This is a genomic window from Luteimonas aestuarii, from assembly GCF_004357985.1.
GTDB classification, from domain to species: Bacteria; Pseudomonadota; Gammaproteobacteria; order Xanthomonadales; family Xanthomonadaceae; genus Luteimonas; species Luteimonas aestuarii.
Window position 1 is genome coordinate 416,481 of sequence record NZ_SMTF01000001.1, and the last position, 22,520, is coordinate 439,000.

Consider the following 22,520-nt stretch of genomic DNA (forward strand, 5'->3'; position numbering starts at 1 on the left):
CGACCGGCATGCCACGCCGGAGGCCCGCTATGATGCCGGCTCGATTCCTCCACCGGGCTTGCACATGAACGCACTGGTCGACGTGACCGTCCACGACGGCGGCATCCACGAACTCCGCCTCGCGCGTGCGCCGGTCAATGCGCTCGACCCTGCGGTATGCGTCGCGTTGCGAGAGGCCATCGACACCGCACTGGCGAACGATGCGCGCGGACTGGTGCTCAGCGGCGGGCCGAAGGTGTTTTCGGCCGGGCTGGACGTCCCGCACCTGCTGGCACTCGACGCCGACGCGCTGATGTCTGCCTGGGAAGCCTTCTTCGCGGCCGCACGCGCCATCGCCGGCTCACCCGTGCCGGTAGTCGCTGCGCTCAACGGCCATGCCCCCGCGGGTGGCTGCGTGCTGGCACTGTGTTGCGACTATCGGGTCATGGCCTCGGGCCCCTATCGCATCGGCCTGAACGAAACACAGGTGGGGCTGCTGGCACCCGACGGCATCCAGCACCTGATGCGCCGCGTGGTGGGCGCACACCGCGCCGAACGCCTGCTGGTGGGCGGCGAGATGGTGGATGCGCAGCGTGCGCTGGAAATCGGGCTGGTCGACGAGCTGACCGACATCGACCATGTCCCCGCGCGCGCCGTCGACTGGCTGCGCGGCCTGCTGGTGCTCCCGCGCAAGCCGATGCAACAGACGCGCACCATCGCTCGCGCCGACGTGGTGGCGGCGCTGCAGCCGGAGCGCATCCAGCTGGAGCGGTTCGTCGCGTCCTGGAACGGGCCGGATACACAGGCGGCGCTGCGCGCGCTGGTGGCGAAGCTTGGAAAATGATGATGGTTTCGTCTCCGGAGATGCTCACCACCGCCTCGACCTGGTTCTTCGAAGGCATGTTTTTCAAGCATCCGGGAAATCTTGCGGTCCGGCTCGCAGAAGGCATTGTCTCGGATCAAACCGAGGCGGTCGACGTTGATGGCACCGAGCTTGGACCTTATCGGCCGGTACTGCTGACCCATCGATCACGCGTTGTTGAGATTGTGTTCGACCACGTATGGCGGTATGAGGTCACGCGCGAAGGCAGAGAGCGTGCACCCGAAGGCCGTCGACTTGGCGTTTCCGATTTTCTTTACGAGTTGCCAGACGACGAGTTCGACCAATTGTTCGACACGCCCATGATGCAAGCAGACCGGGAAAGCTTTGGCGTTCGGCGATGGTTCCTGTGGACTGAAGACTTCGCGCTGTACGTCGCGGGCCGATCCGAGCCGACAGTTTGCCTGACCCGTGATGCTCCCGACCTCAGTGTCGAGCGCGGCGCCACCTACTTCGCCTAAATCTGCCGAGTGCTCACCGGCCGCGCCGGATCCTCGATCCAGCCGCTCCACGAGCCGGTGAACAACCGCGCGCCCGGCAGCCCGGCATGCGCCATGGCGAGCAGGTGGTGGCACGCGGTCACGCCGGAGCCACACATCGCCACCACGGCCTCGGGATCGCGGCCGTCGAGCAAGGCCTCGTATTCCGCCCGCAACACCCGTGATGCCTTGAACCCGCCCTCGACGAGATTGGCGGCGTAGGGCCGGTTGATCGCGCCGGGGACGTGCCCTGCCACGCGATCGATCGGCTCGACCTCGCCGCGGAAACGTTCCGCGGCCCGTGCATCCAGCAGCAGGCCACCGGCATCGAGATGCGCACGCACGCCTCGCGCATCCACCAGCAAGGTGTCGTCGAACGTCGCGCGATACGAGGCGGGCCGAGGCTCCGGTTCGAGGCCGTCGACGGGACGGCCCTGTGCGCACCACTGCCGCCAGCCACCGTCGAGCACTGCGACGCGCGCATGTCCCAGCGCATGCAGCAGGAACCAGAGCCGCGCGGCAAAGGCACCATCGCCATCGTCATAGGCCACCACCTGGGTCGCTGGCCAAATGCCCCAGGCCGAGAGCTTCGCGGTGAACCCGGCGGCATCCGGCCAGGGATGACGCCCGGCGCCTGCGGCATGCGGCCCGGAGAGATCGCGCTCCATGTCGGCATGGCGCGCGCCCGGGAGGTGCGATGCACGCCAGGCCGCCACGCCAGCCGATGGATCCGCCAGCGATCCGCGGCAATCCAGCAGCACCAGGTCGTCATCGCCAAGGCGGGGCTGCAGTGCTTCGGGCGATACGAGGGTGGTCCAGTCGATGGGCGTCACGCGTCCTCCAGTCGGTCGCGGAGATTGGCCAGGATCGACGCCGTCACGCCCCAGATGCGGCGCGCGGCGAGCGTTTCGTCGTCGGGATCGCCATGCCGTTTGAACTCCAGCACGTGCCGGACACGACCGCCGAATTCGATGTCGATGCGGGACAGGTTGGACGGGGCCAGCAGGAACGACAACGGCACCTCGAACACTTCCGCCACTTCGCCGGGATCCGGCACCGGCTGGAACGCAGGCGAGATGCGCGCCACCACGGGCAGCACGCGGTAGCCGGTGATCGTGGCCAACGGATCCAGCCAGCCCAACGGCTCCACCTGCGCCGACGGCAATCCGATCTCTTCGTGCGCCTCGCGCAACGCCGCGGCCAGCGGCCCATGATCGGACGTTTCCACGCGCCCGCCGGGGAAACTCACCTGCCCGGCATGGTGGCGCAATACCTCGGTGCGCCGGGTCAGCAGGACCTGCAGTTCGGCACCGCGCGGCAACAGGCCAACGAGTACGGCGGCTTCGGTCTGGCCGGCATCGCCGGGCAGCAGGCCTTCAAGCTCCGGCAGGTTCCATCCTGGCCCGCGTGGCGGCACATCCAATGGATGCAACGCGCGTCGCAGTGCGGGCAAGCCGGGCATGGGCATCAGGTGCGTTGCGCTTCCCGGTCCGGAAGCACGGTTTCCATCAGTTGCAGGCGCTCATCATCGCCCATCTGTGGCCAGCGCGCGATTTCGGCGGAGGTGCGGTGGCAACCCAGGCAAATGCCGTCGTCGTCGAGCATGCAGACGCCGATGCAGGGACTGAGCACGGCGCGAAACGTGGAAATCATGATGTACAGACTACCTGCGCGCACCGCGCGCGCATGAAAACGCCGTGCCGGCACGGGGCCGGCACGGCGGGATGTCGCAGCCAATCGCGTTACTGGACGCTCAGCAGCTTGACGTCGAAGACCACGGCCTGGTTGGCCATTGCGCCAGCGCGCATGTCGGCGCCGTAGGCCTTGTCGCCCGGCAGCACCACTTCCCAGCGTGCGCCTGACGGCATCTGCAGCAACGCTTCGCGCAAGCCGGCGAGCGGAATCTGGCTGACCTGCATGGTCACCGGACCGGGCTGCTGGCCTTCCTGCGGCTGTGCGGTATCGACCAGCACGGTGCCGTCGGGCAGCGTGCCCTTGTAGTTCAGCTGCACGGTGCTGTTCTGCTGCGGACGCGCACCGCTGCCGTTCTCGATCACCCGGTATTGCACCGTGCTGCCGGACAGCGTCTGCACGCCGGCCTTGGCACGGTTCTGCGCCAGGAATGCGTCGCTGCTGGCCTTGTTCTCCGCGGCCAGCTTGGTGAACTCTTCCTGCATCCGTGCCTGCTGGCGCTGCTGCATGCCTTCGACGGCCGCACGCAACTGGTCGACCGGCACACTCGGTTCCTTGCGGGCGTAGGCATCCTGGATGGCCTGCACCACCGTGTTGAGGTCCACCGCCTCGCCGCGCGCGGTAAGCTGCGCGAGTTCGACGCCGGTGTTGTAGCCGATGGCGTAGCTCAGGCGGCCACGCTCGGACGACGTGTCCTGGGCCATGGCAGCGCCGGAGGCCAGGGTCAATGCCGCGAGACTGGCGGCAAGCAAACGCAACTTCATGAAGCAGATCTCCAGGATATTTGATCCGGTGGTGGGCCCATCGTGGAACGGGGCGGCCTGGCCGCCCCATCCGGATGACGCTGATGACACGTTAGGATAACGGCGGTGGCGCTTAACCGCCACTGACGCCAACCCCATCGACCCCAGCCGGAGCCGCGGAGTTCCCGCGCCTTCGCCTTCCGTTCAGGCCCCGCTTCCCGATGACCGAATCCCCCCTGCTGATCGCCGACCAGGGTGCCGTGCGCACCATCGCCGTACACCGGCCCGACAAGCTGAATGCGCTTGATTCCGCGACCATCGAGGACCTGCGCGCTGCCTTCGACGCCGCCGCCGCCGATCCCGGCGTGCGCGTGGTGGTATTGACCGGCGCCGGACCCAAGGCCTTCGTGGCCGGGGCGGATATCGGCGAGATGGCCGGCCTGACGCCCGCCGAGGGCCGCGACTTTTCGTTGCGCGGCAGCCGGATGATGCGCGGCATCGAAAAGATGCCAAAGCCGGTGATCGCGATGGTCAACGGCTTCGCGCTGGGCGGCGGGCTGGAACTGGCGATGAGCTGCCACCTGCGCATCGCCGCCGACTCGGCGAAGGTCGGCCAGCCCGAAGTCAACCTGGGCCTGATCCCCGGCTTCGGTGGCACGCAGCGACTGGTCCGCCTGTGCGGACGCGCCGCCGCATTGGAACTGTGCCTGACGGGCGCCCCGATCGATGCCGCGCGTGCGCTGCAACTGGGCATCGTCAACCGCGTGGTACCGGCCGCCGAGCTGGAAGCCGAGACGATGAAACTGGCCTCCCAGTTGGCCAACGCCGCGCCGTTGGCGTTGCGCGGCGTCCTCGACTGCATCGACACCGGTGCGCAGACCGCGCTCGGCGAGGCACTGGAGTACGAATCCGCGCAATTCGGACTGGTGTTTTCCACCGACGACATGCGCGAAGGCACCGCGGCCTTCCTCGCGAAGCGCAAGCCTGCGTTCACCGGGCGCTGAGTCGCGCGATGGCGCCGGAGGCGTTACCCGACCCGGTCGATACCGGACGCGTGCTCGCCCTGTTGCGCGCCGGGGACATCGATGGCGCGATCGAAGCGGGCCTGATGCAGTCAGGTCCCGAGGATGACCCAGGCCTGGCGGAGGACGATCTGATGCTGTTGCAGACCGCGCGCGCTCGCCTGCATTCGGCCTGGGCCGCCCGCGAGCGTCATCGTGCGCGTGCCGACCGCCTGGCGCGCATCGCCGCCGAGCGCGATGCGCGACGCGCCCGCCCCGCGACGGCCGCATCGAAACCGCCCCTGCCGCCTGCTGCGGCGTCCGCACTGGCACGCGCCCGCGCGAAGGCATCGGCCAAGCCGTGAGCGCGGCACGCAACCCCACGCGGCGCGGCGCGCGCATGCCAGCCGCGGACGTCCGCGAACTGTTCGCGCGCCTGGCCGAACTCGACCCCGAACCGAGCACCGAGCTCGAATACACCACGCCGTTCGAACTGCTGGTCGCGGTGATCCTGTCCGCACAGGCGACGGACGTCGGCGTCAACAGGGCCACGCGTCGCCTATACCCGGTCGCCAACACGCCCGCCGCGATCCTCGCACTGGGCGAGGACGGGCTGAAGCCCTACATCTCCACCATCGGGTTGTTCAACGCCAAGGCCAGGAACATCATCGAAGCCTGCAGGCTTTTGCTGGAGCGCCACGACGGCGAAGTGCCGCGCACGCGGGAGGCGCTGGAAGCGCTACCGGGCGTCGGGCGAAAGACTGCGAACGTGGTGCTCAACACCGTGTTCGGCGAACCGGCCATCGCCGTCGACACCCACATCTTCCGGGTGTCCAACCGCACCGGACTGGCGCCCGGCAAGGATGTACGCGCGGTCGAGGACGCGTTGGTGAAAGTGGTGCCTTCGGAGTTCGCGATGGGGGCGCATCATTGGCTGATCCTCCACGGCCGCTACGTCTGCAAGGCACGCAAGCCCGACTGCCCGCATTGCGTGATCCGCGACCTGTGCCGCTTCAGGGACAAGACGCCGCCGCAATAACGAAGCGGCACCTCCGTCGGCCGCGGGCGCTGCGCGTGCCGCACGCCGCGCTGGTTTCGTCGCAGGCCGGTTCATACGCCACGGCGCCACTTCCGGGCCCGACGGCCCGCATCGCATCGTCCGCGACCTGCGCCGGTTCAAGGAAAACCGACGCGTGTGCCGTTGGCCACCCACGTCAACCGTGGCCCGGGGTCCGTTTTCGGCAAGCGAACGGCCCGCGCTTCCGGCCAGTCGGCCACCCTCCCCGGAAGTCCTGTCCGGTGGCTGGATCGACCTGCGTTGATTGCAGGAGGTGGCACGCAGGAATGCGACGCCCTTCGATCCAACGCCCGGCATGCCCCCTCCCCCGACGGCGTGCCATCGCCTGCCCTGTGCCGATGACGACGACCCGCGCGCCCGCCCTCCCCTGCGATTGCCTGCCGCCCACCCGACCGGGATGCAACGGCTGCACCTGCCGTCGACGAAGCGGGCGGCACTGACCCATGTGCGGCATCACAGGCTTCGCTGGCGAGTGCGGTGGTGGCGTCGACGACCGCCGGCTGCTTCAGCGGATGATCGCAACACTCCACCACCGCGGGCCGGACGGACAAGGCATCCATGCCGCGCCCGGCATTGGCCTGGCACATGCGCGACTGGCGATCATCGACCTTGCCACCGGCCAGCAGCCCCTGCACGACGGCAGCGGATCGATCTGGACGGTGTTCAACGGCGAGATCTTCAACTACATCGAACTGCGCGCCGAGCTGGAGCGTGACGGCTACAACTTCCACACGCAATCCGACACCGAGGTGATCGTCCATCTCTATCATCGCGACGGCGATCGCTTCGTCGAACGGCTCAACGGCCAGTTCGCGATCGCCGTGTGGGATGCGCGCCACCATCGCCTGCTGCTGGCGCGAGACCGCGCCGGGATCCGTCCGCTGTACTACGCGATGGCGCGTGGCCGGCTGTGGTTTGCCTCGGAGGTCAAGGCGCTGCTGGAAGCGCTGCCGGAATGCGCGGCACTCGATCCCGATGGCTTGGTGCAAGCATTCACGCTGTGGGGCCCGGCCGATCCGCAGACCCTCTTCGTCGGCGTACAGAGCCTGCCGCCCGGCCACCTGCTGGTGCGCGAGGCCGATGGCACGCAAACGCTGTCGCAGTACTGGGACTGGACGTTTCCACGCGCGGGCGACGCACCGGCGTTCGCCTCCTTCGACGATGCCGTGCACGAGCTGCGCGACCTGCTGGCCGATGCGGTCCGCCTGCAGCTGCGCGCTGACGTGCCGGTCGGCGCCTACCTCAGCGGCGGCCTGGACTCCTCCGGCATCGTGGCGCTGGCCAAGCACGCGGGAATCAGCCAGGTGCGCACGTTCTCGGTGACCTTCGACGATGCCGAGTTCGACGAGCGCGACCAGCAACAGGCGATGGTGCGCCATCTCGGCACCGAGCACACCACGCTGCACTGCACGCAGCGCGACATCGCCGCCGCATTCCCGACCCTGGTCCGGCATGCCGAAGCGCCGGTGCTGCGCACGGCGCCGGTACCGCTGATGCTGCTGTCCGGACAGGTGCGCGCCTCCGGCTACAAGGTGGTGCTGACCGGCGAAGGCGCCGACGAAATCTTCGCCGGCTACGACCTGTTCAAGGAGGCCAAGGTGCGTCGCTTCTGGGCGCGCCGACCCGAGTCGGACTGGCGCCACCTGCTGCTCGGGCGCCTCTACGGCTACCTCAGGCATTCGCCGGTGGGCACGCCCGGGTTCGCCCGCGGCTTCTTCGCACAAGGCATGGAACACATCGGGCGGCCGGTGTTCGCGCATGCGCCACGCTGGGCCACGTCGCGACGTGCGCTGGCGTTCCTGTCGACCGAGCTGCAGCCACGCGCGATGGCGTTCGATCCGCTGACGTTCTACGAACAACGACTCCCGCGCGAAATCGGCGAATGGACGCCGTTGGCACGCGACCAGTACGTCGAGGCGAAATCACTGATGGCCGCCTACCTGTTGTCGTCGCAGGGCGACCGCGTGGCGATGGCCAACTCCATCGAAGGCCGCTTCCCCTTCCTCGACCATCGCCTGGTCGAATTCGCCAGCCGCCTGCCGCCGCAGTGGAAGATCCGCGGACTCACCGAGAAGCACATCCTGCGCAAGTCGCTGGCGCCGTTGCTGCCCAAGGCCATCGCCAGCCGCACCAAGCAGCCGTATCGCGCGCCGGATGCCGCCAGCTTCTTCGATGCCGGAAAGCCGGTCGATTACGTGGCCGAACTGCTGTCGCCGGAACGACTGCGCGATGCCGGCGTGTTCGATGCCGCCAAGGTACGGCTGCTGTTCGAGAAATGCCGCAATGGCCGTGCGCTCGGCTTCGCCGACAACCAGGCGTTCACCGGGATCGTCTCGACGATGCTGCTGCACGACACCTTCATCCGCCAGCGCACCTCCGCGCCGGCCCTGCCTGCCACGGGAACCGCATGACCATGAGCGAAACCGCCATCCGCGACACCATCCGCGGCCACATCCTCGAGAACCTGATGTTCACCGATGATGCCGCGAAGCTGCCCGACGACGCCTCGCTGCTGGACATGGGCGTGATCGATTCGACCGGGGTGCTGGAACTCGTGCTGCTGATCGAGGAGAACTTCTCGATGCAGGTCTTGGACACCGCGATCGTGCCGGAGAACTTCGATTCGGTCGATCGCATCGTCTCCTACGTGATGCGCGCGAAGGCCGCATGACCCCCACCCCCGCCTATGCGTCACGCCTGCGCAGACTGCAGGACAACTGGCAGGCCGCGCCGGACAAGCCGGAGGAAACGCCCCGCAACACGTTGCTGGCACTGTGGTCGACCGCCGCCGGCGCGCCGCTGTCGGCGGTCAGCGCATCCGACATCGCGCTACCTGCGCTGGATGAAGACGCCGAGCGTTGCCTCGACACCCTCCTCGACCGACGCATCGACGGCGTGCCACTGGCGCACCTCACCGGTCGCCAGCACTTCCTTGGCATGGACCTGCTGGCCGGCCCCGGGGCGCTGATCCCGCGCCGCGAAACCGAACTGCTGGGCCGTGCGGCGATCGCCCTGGCGCGCGAGGCCTGCGAAGGCGGGCGTGCCGCGGTGGCGATCGACGTGTGCACCGGCTCAGGCAACCTGGCGCTGGCGCTCGTGCACCATGTCGCCGGCCTGACCGTGCATGGCGCCGACCTCAGCGAGGCTGCCGTCGCGCTGGCGCGCCGCAATGCCGCGACGCTGGCGCTCGATGCCCGCGTATCGTTCCAGGCCGGCGACCTGCTGGCGCCGTTCGAGACAGCGGCCTTCCATGGCAGCGTCGACCTGCTGACCTGCAACCCGCCCTACATCAGCAGCGGCAAGGTCGGGGCGATGCCTGCGGAAATCTCGTCGCACGAGCCCCGGCTGGCGTTCGACGGGGGCCCGCTGGGCGTGTCGTTGCTGTCGCGGTTGATGCAGGACGCACCGCGTTTCGTGCGCGCCGGCGGCTGGCTGGCGTTCGAAGTCGGGTTGGGCCAGGGCGCGGCGATGGCCCGGCGCCTGCGCAACGATCCGGCCTGGGGCGACGTGCGCGAACTGGTGGACGATGCCGGCGCGGTGCGTGCCCTGCTCGCGCAGCGGGCGGCATCCGGCACGGGGGCATCGGCATGAGTACCGTCGACGAACGGATCGATGCATCCGTCCTCGAACTCGACTGCGAGCAGGAGGCCGCGCGCATCTGCGACGGCCTGCGCCAGGCGGTCGCGCAATCGCTGCGCCGCCGTGGCGTGGTGGTGGCGATCTCCGGCGGCATCGACAGTTCGGTCTGCGCCGCGCTGGCGGTGCGCGCGTTCGGTCCCACCCGCGTGCATTGCCTGATCCTGCCCGAACGCGACTCCGACCCCGACAGTGCCGCCCGCGCCACCCTGCTGGCGCAGACGCTGGGCGTGCAGGCCGAAACCTTCGACATCGCGCCCGCACTGGAAGCCATCGGCGCCTATGCCGCGCGCGATGCCGCGGTGCGCAGCGTGCTGCCGGAATACGACACAACGTGGAAGATGAAGCTCGCGATCTCCGGCGGCAGCGAAGGCGCGATCAACCGCTTCCGCCTGGTGGCGCGTTCCCCCGGCGGCGAACAGCACGAACGCGACCTGCGCCTGCACGAATACCTGACCATCGTCGCCGCCACCAGCTACAAGCAGCGGCTGCGCAAGACCATCGAATACTTCCATGCCGACCGCCTGCACTATGCGGTGATCGGCACGCCGAACCGGCTGGAGTACGACCAGGGCTTCTTCGTCAAGAACGGCGACGGCTCGGCCGACATCAAGCCGATCGCACACCTGTACAAGACCCAGGTCTACGCCATGGCGCGTCACCTCGGGTTGCCCGAGCGGCTGTGCAACGCGCAACCCACTACCGACACCTACAGCCTGGAGCAGGGCCAGGACGAGTTCTATTTCGCACTGCCTTATCGCGCGATGGACCTGGCGCTGTGGGCACTGGAACACGCCGTGCCGGCCGCGCAGCTCGCATCCGCACTCGACATCACGGCTGCACAGGCGGAGGCGGTGTACGCCGACATCCTGCGCAAGCGCCAGACCACCCGGCCTCTGCATCTGCGTCCGATCCTGTTCGGCAGCGTTTCGGTCGGGGGCCACGCGGCATGACGCAGGCCGCCACTGGCGAACCCGGATACGTAGTGGAGGCCGCGGACATGGCGCGCGACGGCGACGCCGCCATCGCCGTCTGGCGCGCAAGCCTCGGTCATGCCGAAGGGCGCGCCGCGAAGTTCGAATGGTTCTACCACTCCGCACCCGATGGCGCGCTGCTGCAGCTGCTGCGGCATGGCAGCGACCGCGACGTGGTGGGCACGGCCGGCGTCGGCTGGCGGAGGATGCAAGCCAATGGCCGGGCGCTGCTCGGCGGCCTGCTCGCCGACATGGCGGTGCTGAGCAGTCATCGCATGCTGGGCCCCGCGCTGTCGCTGCAGCGCACGACCTGCGAACGCGCCTTGGCCGATGCCGACCTGGTGTACGGCTTTCCGAATCCGAATGCGGTTCCGGTGGTCAAGCGGCTGGGCTACGCGCATGCCGGCGACATGGTGCTGTACGTGCGCCCCCTGCACCATGCGCCGTACCTGGCGCGCCGGATGCCCGGGCCGATGGCAAGGGTGCTGGGTGGCTTCCTCGATCTCGCCACCCAGGCGCGCGACCACTTGCGCGCGCGCTGGCCCGGTGGCCGTGCCCGGGCGCACTGGTGCGAAGCGATGGCGGCGGATCTCGCGTTGCCCGAGGCAGGCGATGGCACACCGCTGCAGGGGGTACGAAGCCGGGCCACCCTCGACTGGCGATTCCGGCGCAACCCGCTCGCGAACTTCCGCCTGCTGCAGGTGTGCCTGCCCGCGCGCGGCGCGAACGGCGCCTGGTTCGTCTGCCATCGTGCGGGCGACGTACTGCACATCGCGGACATGATCATCCCCGATGGCGCGTCACTTGCGCAGTGCCTGGCCGCGCTGTCGACCACGGCCTACGCCATGGGCTGCCAGTCCCTCTCGATCGAGTGCTGCCTGCCCGCCCATGAAACCTCCGAGCTGCACCGCAGCGGTTTCCGCGAGCGCCAGCGCAGGCCGATCTACGTCCGCTGGAAGGATCCCGGCCTGGCCGGCACGCCGCTGCGGTTCACGGCGTTCGACGAGGACGAGTAAGCGCCACATGCCCCGCGCATGCGCGCGGGAGGGGTTCGAAAGGATATCCACGCGACAGTCGCGCCCTACAGGTGCGCACGTTCCCGCAGCCACTTCGTCGCCACCCACTTCTCGCCCGCGACAACCGGCGCGCCGCCGTGCAGCGAGCGCGTCATCGGATGCGGGCGGTCGTAGCTGAAGAACACGGCATTGCCCTTGATCGCCGCCGCTTCGAACCGCACGTCGGGAAACGTGGTCGCACCACCGCACTCGGGCGTGTTGAGGTACATCACCAACGACGCCACGCGTTGCCCACCGCGCCGTAGCAGCGGTTCGCTGCCAGGCAGCGCCGGGTCGAAATAATCGTAATGCGGCTTGTACTCCGCGCCCGGCCCATAGTGCAGGATCTGCAGCCCTTCGCCGTGGTCCGCGGGCCACTCCAACAGTCGCGCGATGCGCGCCTCGATGGCGGCGAACATTGCGTCGAAGGCGCGTGGGAAGAAAGTGCCACGGCTGGTGCGCGCCTCGTGCACCAGGTCGCCACCGTTGCCGGGATCGACCGTCGTAGACCGTGACATCCGGGGACGCGCCACTTCGATCAACGCGTCGCACTCCTGTTCCGACAGCAAGCCGCCAAACAGCACGACGCGCGGCAACAGCATGTTGGCGAGCACGCATACCTTGCGGTCGCCTGCGTCCAGCACCGAGGCACCGTTGGCCACGATGGGCGCCGGGACGCGGACCGCGGGCGGCAGGCCGGTTTCGCGTGCGTTCTGGTCGAGGTGGTCGCGTACCACGCGATCCACCGCCTCCATCGCGTCGGCTTCGCTCCATCCCGCATCGCGCATCGACCTGACGACCACGTCCGGCTCTCGCCCGGCCATCGCCTGGTCGACGATCCATCGCTCCAATTCCGGGGTGATCCGTACTTGCGTCATGTCGTCATTCTGCAACAGGAAAGCCATGGAGCGCGATGCGCGCGACCTGTCATTTCGATGCCCGTCCACGGACACAAATGGGAAAACAAAGTGTCACAGACCCCGCCTATAAATATGCCACCCGCTCCACCCTCCACTTCGCCGGTCGTTGTCGCCCGACATCGGCCTCCGTTTGCTTCGTCCACCGGACCACCATCCATCGGAGAACCCGAATGTCCGTCCGTACCAATGCCAAGACCCTGCTCATGACCTTCGGCGCCGCGCTCGCCCTCGCCGGCTGCGGCAATGGCGCCGACAGCGTGGTCTCCCCGGGCGAAGGCGCCTTCCCGCCCGCGCCGCCGCCGACGACTCCGCCGCCGCCGCCGCCCCCGCCGCCCCCGCCCGGCGGCGGTCCTGCCGAGGAGTGCCCCACCGGCTTCGCCAACGTGGGCACGGTGGCCAATGGCACGCTGCGCGCCTGCCAGCTGCCGGAGCTGATCGTCGGCAACCTGAGCGTTCCGAATGCGCCCGGCGTGGTCTACTCCATCAGCGGCAAGGTGAACGTCGGTACCGACCGCGGTGGCAACGCTGGCAGCCCTGCGGCAGGTTCGCAGCAGGGCATCCTGACCATCGCCCCTGGCGTGCGGTTGTTCGGGTCGGCCGGTGCCGACTACATCGTCATCAACCGTGGTTCGCAGATCTTCGCCGAGGGCACGTCGAGCAGCCCGGTCGTGTTCACCTCGCGCCAGAGCATCGAAGGCCAGACCAACCTCGATTCGATCGGCCAATGGGGTGGCGTGGTCATCCTTGGCCGCGCGCCGATCAATGCCTGCCCGGGCAACACCGTTTCGGGCACCCCGGAGTGCCAGGCCCAGGTGGAAGGCACCAATGCGTTCTACGGCGGCAACTCGGCCGGCGACAACAGTGGCCGTTTCCGCTACGTGCGCGTGATGCACTCCGGCTTCGAGATCCAGCCCAACAACGAACTCAATGGCATCACCCTCGCCGGCGTGGGCAACGGCACCGTGTTCGAGTACGTGCAAGTGCACAACAGCTCCGACGACGGCATCGAATGGTTCGGCGGCACCGTCAACGGCCGCTACCTGGTGCTGACCGGCAACGACGACGACGACCTGGACACCGATACCGGCTGGAACGGCGCCATCCAGTTCGGCATCGTGGTCAAGCGCGATGGCCGCGGCGACCGCATGAACGAGTTCAGCAGCATCCGCCGCCAGCCGTATTCCAACCCGAAGGTCGCCAACTTCACCTTCGTCGGTCGCTCGGGTGGCGGCGTTGCGATCGAGCTCAACCAGGGTACGCAGGCCCAGTTCTACAACTCGGTGGTCACGCGTCCTGCGGGCGGCAGCGGCAACGGCGCCACCTGCCTCAACATCGTCGACGACGACACCAAGGGCACCTTCCATTCCGTGTACATGTCCTGCCCCACTGCATTCACCGGGGCCCGCGCCGAGGCAGACTTCAACGCCGGCACCAACAACACGGCCAACGGCACGTCGACGCTGAGCAGCATCTTCATCAATGGTGCGAACGAAAACGCCGTGCCCGCGTTCCAGGGATTGAGCGGCGTCAGCGGCTACTTCCAGAACGTGGACTACATCGGCGGCGTGCGCAACGCCAGCGATACCTGGTGGCAGGGCTGGACCTGCGGCCTGACCGCGGCAACTCCCTGCTGACATCGACGTGCAAGCAAGCGCCGGGGGCGGGAAGCCGCCCCCGGTCACGATGGTGACGCCACCACCCGCATCGCAGCCCAAGGCCTTCTCCACGATGAAACCAACGCCCCTTCGAACCGGCCTTTCGCTGGCCATCACCGCCTTGCTGGCACCGATGGCGGTGATTGCGCAGGAGCCGCCCCCGGCATCGCAGCCGGCAGAACTGGACGCCGTGATGGTGCGCGGCGAATACATCCCGGAACCGATGCTGCAAACGCCGGAAGTCGCGAGCTTCGTCACCCGCGAAGACTTCGAACGCACCGGTGACGGCAATGCCGCCGAGGCGCTCACCCGGGTCAGCGGCCTGAGCCTGGTCAACGGCAAGTTCGTCTATGTCCGTGGCCTCGGCGAACGCTACTCGCTGGCCCTGCTCAACGGCTCGCCGCTGCCCAGCCCCGAACCGCTGCAGCGCGTGGTGCCGCTGGACCTGTTCCCCAGCGAGGTGCTGCAGGGCGTCACCGTGCAGAAGACCTATTCCGCCCGCTATCCGGGCGAGTTCGGCGGCGGCGTCATCGACCTGCAGTCGCTCGCGGTACCGGAGGAAAACTTCTTCAAGGTGTCGGTCGGCATCGGCGGCAACAACGTGACGACAGGCGAGAATGGCCTGACCTACTACGGCGGCGACGACGACTGGTGGGGTTACGACGACGGCACCCGCAAGATCCCGCGCGAAATCCAGGCCGCGATGGCCACCGGCAACCGGATCGACCAGGGCGCGAATTTCAGCCAGGAGGAGATCCGCACCCTTGGCCGCAGCCTCAACAACCCCAACCTGTACCTGCTGCAGCAGAAGAACAGCATCGACCCGGACTTCGGGTTCGGTGGCAGCCTGGGCTATGGTTGGGACATGGGCGAAGGCGTTCGCCTCGGCGTGATCGCAGTGGCGAGTTTCAAGAACGAGTGGCGCACGCGCTTCGGCCAGCAGCAGGACGCGTTCTTCACCTCGAACGACAACGTCGAGTTCGACTCCAGCTACGACTTCCTGTCCACGCGCAACCAGGCCCGCACCAACGCCATGTTCTCCACCGGACTGAAGGGCGAACGCCACCAGGCCGGCTGGACCACGCTGTACGTGCACGATACCGTCAAGGAAGCACGCAGCCGCTCGGGCTACGACGACCTCGCCGGCTTCACCGCACGCGACGACAACACCGAGTGGTTCGAACGCAGCCTGCTCAGCCACCAGTTCGGCGGCAGCCACGTGTTCGGCGAGTTCGACGACCTCAAGGTCGAATGGCGTGGCGCGGTGGCGAAAGCCACCCGGCAGGCCCCGTACGAGACCGGCGTTCGCTACGAAGACGTCGATGGGTTCTGGTCGCACGACGGTTCGCGGGTGCAGAACTTCTTCCGCTTCAGCGAAGTGGTCGACCGCACCGAAAGCGCCGGCGTCGACATCACCTGGCGCCTGCCGGTGGAACGCGACCTGACCCTGAGCGGCGGCGCGGCCTACTCGGACAACGACCGCGAGTCGTGGACGCGGGAGTTCCGCCTGCTGGCGCTGGACGGCGCGCTGCCGTTCTACAACCGATACCAGCGCATCGACTACCTGTTCTCGGACTACAACCTCAGCCAGGGGCTGCTGCGCCTGCGCGAGACGACCGGCAATTCCGGCGCGGCCGCGTACACCGGCGAGCTCGAGGTCAAGGCGTTCTACCTGCAGCTGGAGGGCGAGATCGTGCCCACGGTGCGGGGCGCGCTCGGCCTGCGCCACGAGGACGCCACGCAATTCGTCGCGCCCTACGATATCTTCAGTGGCGCACCGCAGCCGGCACCGCAGGCGCTGGAAGAAACCTACCTCCTGCCCTCCGCCACCGTGACCTGGAACTTCGCCGACAACATGCAGGTCCGCGTCGGCGCGTCCGAGACCATCGCCCGCCCGCAGTTCCGCGAACTGTCCCCGCAGCAGTACCAGGACCCGGACAACAACCGCCTGTTCTACGGCAACCCGTTCCTGGTCGACAGCAGGCTGCGCAACTTCGACGCCCGCTACGAGTGGTTCTTCGGTGCTGGCGAATACGTCACCGCGGGCCTGTTCTACAAGCAGATCGACAAGCCGATCGAGGCCAACATCAACCAGGCCGGCGGCACAACGTTCCAGAGCTACTTCAATGCACCCCGCGCGAACGTGTACGGCGTGGAACTGGACATGAAGAAGTACTTCGACCTGCCCGTGCAGGCGTCCTGGTGGGGCGACAACCGCCTGTACGTGGCCGGCAACTACACCTGGTCGGATTCTGAAGTCCGTGCCAGCGAAAGCGACACGGTGCAGCCGTTCGGCTACACGGAGCCACTGCCCGCACGCCTGTTCGTCCGCGATGGCAGCAAGCTTCAGGGGCAGTCCGAGCACATCGCCAACCTGCAGCTGGGTATCGAGAGCACCGAAGAACGCCTGCAGGCGACGCTGATCGCCAACCACGTCAGCGAACGCATCAGCGCACGTGGTCGCCCGGGGCAGCCTGATTACCTCGAGGAGCCGGGCACCTCGCTCGACTTCGTGCTGCGCAAGGGCATGGATTTCGGCGGCCGCTACCGGACGACCGTCGCGTTCTCGGCCCGCAACCTGCTGGACACGCGCTACCGCGAGTACCAGGAGCGCGGCGGCGAGAAGGTCGACGTGTACACCTACAAGCCCGGCACCAGCTACGACCTGAGCCTGTCGGTCGAGTTCTGATCGACGGTGGACGCGGCATCCGCAAGGCCCGGCCCGCGCCGGGCCTTGTTCATTTCAGCCACGTGTCAGTTTCGGCATCCACCGCAACCTGACGGTCATATTCCTGACGCATCCTGCTCGCGCCGTGATCAGCGGCCCCGTCATTGCCACTCGTGACCACCCTCTCCCAAAACAGCCCGCGCCTGCTTACCGCGATACAGTTTTGCCTGCTGGCGGTACTGGCCGCGCAAGGGGTTCGCCTGTCGTGGGGACTGCTGGCGCCGGTCGCGCCGGCGCCGGTGGTGTTGGACCCGCTGCCGACGGGCGACGCCCGTCCAACCGCAGCGCGGCCCGATCCGTTCCATCCCGAAGGCGGCGGAGCATCGGCTACGGCACCGCAGGGCGATTGGACGCTCCACGGCGTGCGCCGGACACCCGATGGCAGTGGCAGTACCGCGATCCTGTCGCAAGCGGGCGGGACGCAGGTGGCGCACCGGGTGGGCGATGAGATCGCACCCGGCATGGTCCTGGAAACCGTTGGCGGCGACCATGTACTGTTGCGGCGGGACACGCAGACCGTCCGCGTCGACCTTCCCGTCGATGGCGGTTCTGCACGTCGGGACGGTGCAGCGGGCTCCTTGCCGACCAGCCCGCCACCCGTGGCGCCTGCCGCCACCGACTCCACCACCACGGCGACGCAGGTCGATGCCGCAGCACTCTTCGCTGCCGCGCGCCTGCGCGCATACCGCGAGGACGGCCGCGTGACCGGGTACACGCTGATGCCCGGCAACGATGACGCCCTGCTCCGCCAGGTGGGGCTGCAACCCGGCGACGTGCTGCTGGATGTCAACGGCCAGGCCTTGGACCCCGAACGCCTGCTGCAGCTGTCCGGCGAACTGCAATCCGCCGACGGCGCACGGCTCACTTTCCGCCGCGACGGCCAGACGCGGACCCTGCAACTCGGAGCCCGCGCCCCATGATCCGCATCTCCGCACTCGCCATGGTGCTTTGCCTGGCGCTGGCGCCGGCGTGCGCTGCGAACGCGCAGGCGACACAGGATGCAGCCGCCGCGATGCGCATGCAGAACGTGGACCTGCGTGCCTTCATCCAGGACGTGGCGCGCGCCACCGGTACGACCTTCATCGTCGATCCACGCGTCCAGGGCAGCGTGGACGTGCATCGCCAGCAGGCGATGGACAACCAGGACCTGATCGGCGTGCTGCTGGCGGTGCTGCGCGCCAATGGCCTGGTGGCGGTGCCATCCGGGCGGGCCACCTATCGCATCGTCCCGGACGACAGCGCTGCGCAGCAGCCCGGTTCACTGGGTGGCAGTGGCTACGGATTCGCCACCGAAGTGTTCAACCTGCAGCGCCTGGATGCCCGCGTGGCCGCCGAAACGCTCAAGCCGCTGGTCGGGCGCGGCGGCGTGGTCATGGCGCTGCCGCAGGGCAACCGGCTGCTGGTTGCCGACTACGCCGACAACATCCGCCGGGTGCGCGGCCTGGTCGAGCGCATCGACCGCGACAGCGGCAGCATCGACACCGTGACCCTGCGCAATACGTCCGCGCGCGAGATGGCTGGCACGCTGGCGGGCGTGTTCGGCATCGCCGGCAACGATCCCGGCAACGTGCTGTCGATCCTGCCGGTGGACAGCAGCAACTCGCTGGTCGTGCGCGGCGAGGCATCGCTGGTGCGCCAGGTGACGCAGATGGCGATGGACCTGGATGGACGCGCCGAACGCAGCGGCGACGTGGCGGTGGTCAAGCTGCAGCACGCCAGTGCCGACCAGCTGTTGCCGGTGCTGCAGCAGCTCATCGGGCAGGCACCGGATGGCGCCACCGCCAATGGCGCGACGCAGGGCCCGGCGGTCGATGCCGCGAACGCGCAGGTCATTGCGCCCGCCGGCGGCAAGCGCCCGACCATCGTCCGCTACCCGGGCTCCAATTCGCTGGTGATCCACGCCGACCCCGACACCCAGCGGACCTTGCTGGAAGTCATCCGCCAGCTCGACGAACGCCGCCAGCAGGTGCTGGTGGAGGCGATCGTGGTGGAGATCTCAGATGACGCCGCACGCAAGCTCGGCGCGCAGCTGGTGGTGGCCGGGCGCGATGGCAACGTGCCGATCGCCGCGACGCAGTTCTCGACCGCCGACGTCGGCATCCTGCCGCTGGCCGGGGCGGCATTGGCCGGGCGCCGCGACGGCGATGGCGATGGCGACGACACCATCGGCGACCTGGCACGCGAGGCCGCGGCGCGCTCGCTGTTCGGCCTGAGCGGCAGCCTGTTCGGCATCGGCGGACGCAGTGGCGACAACCTCTTCGGCCTGGTGATCAATGCGGTGCAGAACGATACCGCCAGCAACCTCCTGTCCACGCCCTCCATCCTCACCCTGGACAACGAAGAAGCGCGCATCCTGGTCGGGCAGGAGGTGCCGCTGACCACGGGCGAGGCCCTGAGCAACAACTTCGACAACGCCTTCCGCACCATCCAGCGCGAGGACGTGGGCGTGCAGCTCACCGTGCGTCCGCAGATCAACGCGGGCGGCGGCATCACCCTGCGAATCAAGCAGGAAGTCTCCGCCGTGGCCGGCCCGGTGAGCAGCGACTACCAGGAGCTGATCCTCAACAAGCGCGAGATCGAGACCAACGTGGTGGTCGACGACGGCGCGATGGTGGTGCTGGGCGGCCTGCTGGACCAGAGCGACCGCAACACGCTGCAGAAGGTGCCGCTGCTGGGCGACATCCCGGTGATCGGCGGGCTGTTCCGCAGCCGTTCGCGCACCGGCAACAAGACCAACCTGATGGTGTTCCTGCGCCCGACGATCGTCGGCGGCGCCGAGGACGCGCAGCGCGAGACCGCACGCCGCTACGGCTACATCCGCGACCGCCAGCTGCGCGACGGCCACGCCGAAGCCGCGCTCGACACCCTGGTACGCGAGTACCTGATGACCACGCCGCCGACGATGCCGGTGCCTGCCGCGCCCGCGCCGGCAACGACGACCGAAGCGCCATGAGCCTGGCTTCGCCCGCGCTGCCCTACGCCTTCGCGCGCCGCCACGGCGTGCTGGTGCTGGACGACGCATGCGACGCCCCGGTCGTCGGCCTTCGCGAAGGCGGTGACGCGCAGGCACTGGTGGAAGTGCGCCGACTGCTGGGCCGCGGGCTGCGCGTCGAAACGATGCCCGTGTCCAACTTCGACCGCCGCCTGTCGGAACTGTATGCCGACGCCGGGCTCGATGCGGCCGCCCGCGTCGAAGGGATCGATGCCGACAGCACGCTGGATGCCCTGCTCGAGGACCTGCCGGCCACTGCCGACCTGCTCGATACCCAGGACGATGCTCCGGTCATCCGCCTGATCAACGGCCTGATCGCCGAAGCGGTGCGCCTGGGCGCGTCGGACGTGCATATCGAATCGTTCGAATCGTCGCTGCGCGTGCGCCTGCGCGTGGACGGGGTGATGCGCGAGGCCGCCACGCTGCCTGCGCGGATCGCCCCGCTGCTGGTGTCGCGCGTGAAAGTGATGGCGCGCCTGGATATCGCCGAGAAGCGCGTGCCGCAGGACGGGCGGGTGTCGCTGGCGATGGGCGCGCGCAGCTTCGACGTGCGCGTCTCGACCCTGCCCACCCGCGGCGGCGAACGCGTGGTGATGCGCATCCTCGACAAGGATGCCGGCATGCGCTCGCTGGCCGAACTGGGCATGGACGGCGCGGTGTTGTCCGCGTTGCGCGAGGCGCTGCGCATACCGAACGGCATCGTGCTGGTCACCGGCCCCACCGGGTCGGGCAAGACCACAACGCTGTACGCCGCGCTGTCCACGCTCAACGACGGCGAGCGCAACATCCTGACCGTCGAGGACCCGGTGGAGTACGCGATCGATGGCGTCGGCCAGACCCAGGTCAACACCCGCGTCGGCATGACGTTCGCCGCGGGATTGCGCGCCATCCTGCGCCAGGACCCGGACGTGGTGATGGTCGGCGAGATCCGCGACGGCGAGACCGCGAAGATCGCGGTGCAGGCCAGCCTGACCGGCCACCTGGTGCTGTCCACGGTACACACCAACGATGCCGCGGGTGCCATCACCCGGCTGCGCGACCTGGGCATCGAGCCCTTCCTGCTCGCCTCCAGCCTGCGCCTGGTGCTGGCGCAGCGGCTGGTGCGCCGGCTGTGCCCGCACTGCCGCGCGGTCGACGACGCGGCGCGCCCGCTCGCGCGCATGGCCATGCCCGGCTTCGACGGCCCGGTGTACCGTGCGATGGGCTGCGACCATTGCCGGCACACCGGCTACGCCGGACGCACTGGCATCCATGAGGTGATCGCGGTGGACGATGCGATCCGGCGGCTGGTGGCCGAGGACGCGGGTGAGGATGCGCTGGTCCGCGCCGCGTTCGCGCAGGGGCGTCGCCTGGCCGACAGTGCCCACGCCTGCGTGGCCGCCGGCATCACCACGCTGGAAGAAGCCTATCGCGTGGCGCGACCCGAAGGCGGGGCCGATGGCGGCGTTTGACTACGCCGCCCTCGATGCGGGGGGGCGCCTGCATACCGGCGTGGTCGCGGCCGCGGGCCCGCGAGAGGCGCGGCGGCTGCTGGAAGAGCGCCAGTTGGTACCGGTTCGCCTGGATGCAACGCGCGACGATGCGTCGGGAACCGCACCGCGTTTCGCCTTCACGCGTTTCGGTACGCGCGACCTGAGCCTGTTCACCCGGCAGCTGGCGACGCTTGCCGCGACTGCACCGCTGGAGGAAGCCTTGCGCACCATCGGCACGCAGTCCGAGCGCGCCCACGTCCGCCGCGTGGTGATGGGCGTGCATCGCGGACTGGTGGAGGGCTTCCGCCTGGCCGATGCGATGGCGCGGCAAGGCAAGGCGTTCCCGCCGCTGTACCGCGCCATGGTCGCCGCTGGCGAGCGCTCCGGCGCGCTGCCGCAGATCCTCGAACGGTTGGCGGACCTGCTCGAACGACAGCAGCAGGTCCGCGCGCGCCTCACCAGCGCGCTGGTCTATCCCGCCGCACTCGCGTCCACGGCGCTGGCGGTGGTCGTCGCGCTCATGGTGTTCGTGGTGCCCAAGGTGGTGGAACAGTTCGATTCGATGGGCCGCACCCTGCCTTGGCTGACGCGCGCGGTGATCGGTGTCTCGGAGGTGCTGACCGGGTGGGGCTGGCTGCTGGGCTTGCTGGTCGTACCGGCGATCGCCGCTGCCCTGCACCTGCTGCGCAAACCCGGGTACAGGCTGCGCTTCGACGCCATGCTGCTGCGCCTGCCGGGTATTGGCCGCGTGCTGCGCGACGTGCACGGCGCGCGCATGGCGCGCACGCTGGCGATCATGCTGGGCAGCGGGCTGCCGCTGGTCGAAGGGCTGGCCGCGACGGCGCGCACCCAGGTCAACCAGGTGCTGCGGCAGGCGACGCTGGGCATGGCCGAGGCCATCCATGAAGGCAGCAGCCTGTCGACGGCGATGAAGCGCGCCGGCGTGTTCCCGCCGACGCTGCTGTACATGGCTTCCAGCGGCGAGAACAGCGGCCAGCTGGCACCCATGCTCGACCGCGCCGCCGACTACCTCGAGCGCGAGTTCAACACCTTCACCACCGCCGCGATGAGCCTGCTCGAGCCGGCGATCATCGTGGCGATGGGCGGCATCGTGGCGGTGATCGTGCTGTCGATCCTGCTGCCGATCCTGCAGTTCAACACCATGGCGCTTTGAGGCGGAACAGGCGGTCGCCGACCGGCGGTTGCCGAATCCATCGACTGGAAACACGTCGCGAC

Annotated in this window: 19 protein-coding genes and 1 pseudogene; 16 read left to right on the forward strand and 4 right to left on the reverse strand. The window is 68.7% G+C overall.

Annotated features, from left to right (window positions below; genetic code table 11):
• Positions 1–64: 64 nt before the first annotated feature.
• Together E2F46_RS02010 and E2F46_RS02015 are read left to right on the forward strand one after the other, a co-directional pair.
• A complete protein-coding gene (locus E2F46_RS02010) occupies positions 65–823 on the forward strand; it encodes an enoyl-CoA hydratase/isomerase family protein (RefSeq protein ID WP_133320486.1) in 759 nt (252 codons plus the stop codon).
• A gap of 20 nt (positions 824–843) precedes the next feature.
• A complete protein-coding gene (locus E2F46_RS02015) occupies positions 844–1,320 on the forward strand; it encodes a hypothetical protein (RefSeq protein ID WP_133320487.1) in 477 nt (158 codons plus the stop codon).
• Here E2F46_RS02015 and E2F46_RS02020 read toward each other — a convergent pair.
• The 3 genes and pseudogenes from E2F46_RS02020 to E2F46_RS02030 form a co-directional block, all read right to left on the reverse strand.
• Positions 1,317–2,171 carry a sulfurtransferase gene (locus E2F46_RS02020; RefSeq protein ID WP_207949494.1) on the reverse strand — a complete coding sequence of 285 codons (855 nt, stop codon included), beginning with the start codon at positions 2,169–2,171 and terminating at the stop codon, positions 1,317–1,319. The two genes, E2F46_RS02015 and E2F46_RS02020, sit on opposite strands and share 4 nt — an antisense overlap.
• Positions 2,168–2,991 (reverse strand): annotated as a pseudogene (locus E2F46_RS02025) (NUDIX hydrolase). Before E2F46_RS02025 ends, E2F46_RS02020 begins: the two are co-directional and overlap by 4 nt.
• A gap of 89 nt (positions 2,992–3,080) precedes the next feature.
• Positions 3,081–3,794 carry an FKBP-type peptidyl-prolyl cis-trans isomerase N-terminal domain-containing protein gene (locus tag E2F46_RS02030; RefSeq protein WP_133320488.1) on the reverse strand — a complete coding sequence of 238 codons (714 nt, stop codon included), beginning with the start codon at positions 3,792–3,794 and terminating at the stop codon, positions 3,081–3,083.
• A 200-nt stretch (positions 3,795–3,994) separates the two neighbouring features.
• Here E2F46_RS02030 and E2F46_RS02035 point away from each other — a divergent pair, with 200 nt between their 5' ends.
• From E2F46_RS02035 to E2F46_RS02070, 8 genes are all read left to right on the forward strand, one after another.
• Positions 3,995–4,777: an enoyl-CoA hydratase/isomerase family protein gene (locus tag E2F46_RS02035; protein ID WP_133320489.1), complete on the forward strand. Its 783-nt coding sequence runs from the start codon at positions 3,995–3,997 to the stop codon at positions 4,775–4,777.
• 8 nt (positions 4,778–4,785) lie between these two features.
• Positions 4,786–5,139, forward strand: a complete 354-nt coding sequence (locus E2F46_RS02040) for a hypothetical protein (RefSeq protein WP_133320490.1) — start codon at positions 4,786–4,788, stop codon at positions 5,137–5,139.
• 35 nt (positions 5,140–5,174) lie between these two features.
• Positions 5,175–5,813, forward strand: a complete 639-nt coding sequence (nth, locus tag E2F46_RS02045) for an endonuclease III (RefSeq protein WP_133320491.1) — start codon at positions 5,175–5,177, stop codon at positions 5,811–5,813.
• A gap of 482 nt (positions 5,814–6,295) precedes the next feature.
• The gene (gene asnB, locus E2F46_RS02050; protein WP_133320492.1) at positions 6,296–8,263 is read left to right on the forward strand and encodes an asparagine synthase (glutamine-hydrolyzing); all 1,968 of its coding nucleotides are present in this window, start codon (positions 6,296–6,298) and stop codon (positions 8,261–8,263) included.
• Positions 8,264–8,265: 2 nt separating this feature from the next.
• Positions 8,266–8,523: an acyl carrier protein gene (locus E2F46_RS02055; RefSeq protein WP_133320493.1), complete on the forward strand. Its 258-nt coding sequence runs from the start codon at positions 8,266–8,268 to the stop codon at positions 8,521–8,523.
• Positions 8,520–9,443 (forward strand): N5-glutamine methyltransferase family protein, encoded by a 924-nt coding sequence (locus E2F46_RS02060; protein ID WP_133320494.1) that lies wholly within the window; start codon positions 8,520–8,522, stop codon positions 9,441–9,443. Before E2F46_RS02055 ends, E2F46_RS02060 begins: the two co-directional genes overlap by 4 nt.
• The gene (nadE, locus tag E2F46_RS02065) at positions 9,440–10,441 is read left to right on the forward strand and encodes an NAD(+) synthase (protein ID WP_133320495.1); all 1,002 of its coding nucleotides are present in this window, start codon (positions 9,440–9,442) and stop codon (positions 10,439–10,441) included. The genes E2F46_RS02060 and nadE overlap by 4 nt, the downstream gene beginning before the upstream one ends.
• Positions 10,438–11,478 (forward strand): hypothetical protein, encoded by a 1,041-nt coding sequence (locus E2F46_RS02070; protein WP_133320496.1) that lies wholly within the window; start codon positions 10,438–10,440, stop codon positions 11,476–11,478. The genes nadE and E2F46_RS02070 overlap by 4 nt, the downstream gene beginning before the upstream one ends.
• Before the next feature lie 65 nt (positions 11,479–11,543).
• Here E2F46_RS02070 and E2F46_RS02075 read toward each other — a convergent pair whose 3' ends face one another.
• Positions 11,544–12,395 carry a 2OG-Fe(II) oxygenase gene (locus E2F46_RS02075; RefSeq protein ID WP_133320497.1) on the reverse strand — a complete coding sequence of 284 codons (852 nt, stop codon included), beginning with the start codon at positions 12,393–12,395 and terminating at the stop codon, positions 11,544–11,546.
• Positions 12,396–12,607: 212 nt separating this feature from the next.
• Between E2F46_RS02075 and E2F46_RS17555 the strand changes: the two genes are divergently transcribed.
• The 6 genes from E2F46_RS17555 to gspF all read left to right on the forward strand — a co-directional run bounded on the left by E2F46_RS17555 (position 12,608) and on the right by gspF (position 22,458).
• Positions 12,608–14,071, forward strand: a complete 1,464-nt coding sequence (locus E2F46_RS17555; RefSeq protein ID WP_207949495.1) for a hypothetical protein — start codon at positions 12,608–12,610, stop codon at positions 14,069–14,071.
• 94 nt (positions 14,072–14,165) lie between these two features.
• A complete protein-coding gene (locus tag E2F46_RS02085; protein WP_133320498.1) occupies positions 14,166–16,781 on the forward strand; it encodes a TonB-dependent receptor domain-containing protein in 2,616 nt (871 codons plus the stop codon).
• A 152-nt stretch (positions 16,782–16,933) separates the two neighbouring features.
• Positions 16,934–17,740: a type II secretion system protein N gene (locus E2F46_RS02090; protein ID WP_165967322.1), complete on the forward strand. Its 807-nt coding sequence runs from the start codon at positions 16,934–16,936 to the stop codon at positions 17,738–17,740.
• Positions 17,737–19,773 (forward strand): type II secretion system secretin GspD, encoded by a 2,037-nt coding sequence (gspD, locus tag E2F46_RS02095; RefSeq protein WP_133320500.1) that lies wholly within the window; start codon positions 17,737–17,739, stop codon positions 19,771–19,773. Before E2F46_RS02090 ends, gspD begins: the two co-directional genes overlap by 4 nt.
• Entirely contained in the window at positions 19,770–21,263 is a 1,494-nt protein-coding gene (gene gspE, locus E2F46_RS02100) for a type II secretion system ATPase GspE (RefSeq protein ID WP_133320501.1), read from the forward strand. Before gspD ends, gspE begins: the two co-directional genes overlap by 4 nt.
• Positions 21,250–22,458: a type II secretion system inner membrane protein GspF gene (gspF, locus tag E2F46_RS02105; protein ID WP_133320502.1), complete on the forward strand. Its 1,209-nt coding sequence runs from the start codon at positions 21,250–21,252 to the stop codon at positions 22,456–22,458. The genes gspE and gspF overlap by 14 nt, the downstream gene beginning before the upstream one ends.
• The last annotated feature ends 62 nt before the right edge of the window (positions 22,459–22,520 follow it).